Genomic DNA, 2,630 nt, shown 5'->3' with positions numbered 1-2,630 from the left:
TACGCATCGGCGAAGACCGGAAACGCCCCGTACAACTCACGCCCCATGCCAAGGCGTTGCGAACCCTGCCCCGAGAACAGGAAACCGACCTTGCCTCCCGGCCGGCCCTGGACGACTCCGGACGACGGCATTCCGGCGGCCAGGTAACCCAGTCCGCGGCGGAAGTCGTCGCAGCTCTCGCCGATGACGGCCGCCCTGTGGCGCAGGGCGCTCCGGGTGGTGGCCAGCGAGAAGCCGACATCGGCCGGTGACGTGCCGTCCTCCACGAAGGCCAGCAGCCGCCGTGCCTGGTCGCGCAGCGCAGCGCTGCTCTTGGCGGAGAGCACCCACGGCACGAGGGCCGGGGCCGTAGCGGCGGTGGCCTCCTCGTCCTGGGCCGGCGGGGCCTGTTCGATGATGGTGTGGGCGTTGGTGCCGCTCACGCCGAAGGACGACACGGCCGCCCGGCGCGGCCGGTCCGTCTCCGGCCAGTCGACGGCCTCCGTCAGCAGCCGCACCGCACCCGCCGACCAGTCCACATGCGGCGTCGGCTCCTCCGCGTGCAGGGTCCGCGGAAGGACACCGTGACGCATCGCCATCACCATCTTGATCACACCGGCCACACCCGCCGCAGCCTGCGCATGACCGATGTTCGACTTCAACGACCCCAGCAGAAGCGGCCGATCCTCCGGCCGGTCCTGCCCGTAGGTCGCAAGCAGCGCCTGCGCCTCGATCGGATCACCCAGCCTCGTCCCCGTACCGTGCGCCTCCACCACATCCACATCGGCCGGCGCGAGCCCGGCCGAAGCCAGCGCCTGACGGATGACCCGCTGCTGCGCCGGACCGTTCGGCGCGGTGAGGCCGTTGGACGCGCCGTCCTGGTTCACCGCGCTGCCCCGCACGAGGGCCAGCACCCGGTGCCCGTGGCGGCGGGCCTCGGAGAGCCGTTCCACCAGGAGCATGCCGATGCCCTCGGCCCAGCCCGTGCCGTCCGCGCCGGCGCCGAACGCCTTGCACCGTCCGTCGGGCGACAGGCCACGCTGCCGGCTGAACTCCACGAAGGCCCGCGGGGTGGACATGACCATCACGCCGCCGGCCAGCGCCATGGAGCACTCGCCGTTGCGCAGGGCCTGGACCGCCCAGTGCAGCGCCACCAGCGACGACGAGCACGCCGTGTCGACGGTGACGGCCGGTCCTTCCAGGCCGAGGGTGTAGGCGATGCGGCCGGACATGACGCTCGCGGAGTTGCCCGTACCGAAGAAGCCCTCGGAGTCGTCGACCGCGTTGAAGGCCTGGGCGGCGTAGTCCTGGTAGCCGGAGCCGACGAAGACTCCGGTGCGGCTGCCGCGCACCGACTCCGCGTCGATACCGGCCCGCTCGAACGTCTCCCACGTGGTCTCCAGCAGCAGGCGCTGCTGCGGATCCATCGCCACGGCCTCACGCGGACTGATCCCGAAGAACCCCGGGTCGAACTCCCCCGCCTCGTACAGGAACCCACCACGGCGCGTGTACGTCTTGCCGGACGCATCCGGGTCGGGATCGTAGATGCCCTCCACGTCCCAGCCCCGGTCCGCCGGGAAGTCACCGACCGCGTCACCGCCGGAGACCACCAGCCGCCACAGGTCCTCCGGCGAACGCACCCCGCCCGGATACCGGCACGCCATGCCGACGATCGCGATGGGGTCGTCGTCCTCGGCGGGCGCGGCGTCCGCTTCCGGTGCGGCTTCGGGGGTGAGGCCGGTGAGCTCCTGGCGCAGGTGCCGGGCGAGTGCCTGGGGGTTGGGGTGGTCGAAGACCAGCGTGGGCGGCAGGGCGAGGCCGGTCTCGGCGTTGAGCTTGTTGCGCAGTTCGACGGCGGTCAGGGAGTCGAAGCCAAGGTCCTTGAAGGCCCGTTGGGCCTCGATCTCGTCGGCGCTGCCGTGGCCGAGGACGGCCGCCGCGTGCCCGCGGACGAGGTCGGTCAGCAGCGCGTGCTGCTCGGTCTCGGGCATCCGGGTGAGGCGGTCGGCCAGGGGCGAGGCGGCGGCCGTGCCGGGCCCGCCGGCGGTGCCGCCCGCGGTGAGGATCCGCTCGGCCTCCGGAAGGTCGCCGAGCAGGGCGCTCGGGCGGCCGACGGTGAACGGGGGGAGGAACCTCTCCCAGTCGACGTCGGCCACCATGGCGGTCGCCTCGCCGGAGTCCAGCGCCTGCCGGAGACCGGCCACGGCGAGCGCGGGGGGCATCGGGATCAGGCCGCGGCGGCGCAGTCGTTCGTCCGCGCCGTCGCCCTCGGCCATGCCGCCGCCGGCCCACGGGCCCCAGGCCACGGCGGTCGCCGGCAGGCCTTGCGCCCGGCGGCGTTCGGCGAGCCCGTCGAGCAAGGCGTTGGCCGCAGCGTAGGCGGCCTGGTGGCCGCTGCCCCACACGCCGGCGATGGACGAGAAGAGGACGAAGGCGTCGATGTCCCGGCCGGCGAGGAGCGCGTCGAGGTGCAGGGCGCCGGCTGCCTTGGCGGACAGTACGCCGGCGAAGGCGCCCGGCGTCATGGCCTCCAGCGGGTCCAGGTGGTCCACGCCCGCCGTGTGGACGACGGCGTTCACCGGGTGCTCGGCGAGCAGCGCGGCCAGCGCCTCGCGGTCGGCCACGTCACAGGCGGCGACGGTCACGCGTAC

Annotated in this window: 1 protein-coding gene; it reads right to left on the bottom strand. The window is 73.7% G+C overall.

All coding sequences use genetic code 11. The features are described 5' to 3' along the window. A partial coding sequence (locus ABZ919_RS41435) for a type I polyketide synthase (RefSeq protein WP_361259486.1) occupies nt 1–2,630 on the bottom strand: 2,630 nt, incomplete at both ends.

The sequence above is a fragment of the Streptomyces sp. NPDC046759 genome (assembly GCF_040645475.1).
Classification (GTDB): Bacteria; Actinomycetota; Actinomycetes; order Streptomycetales; family Streptomycetaceae; genus Streptomyces.
This window is presented reverse-complemented; position numbering and strand designations above follow the sequence as displayed.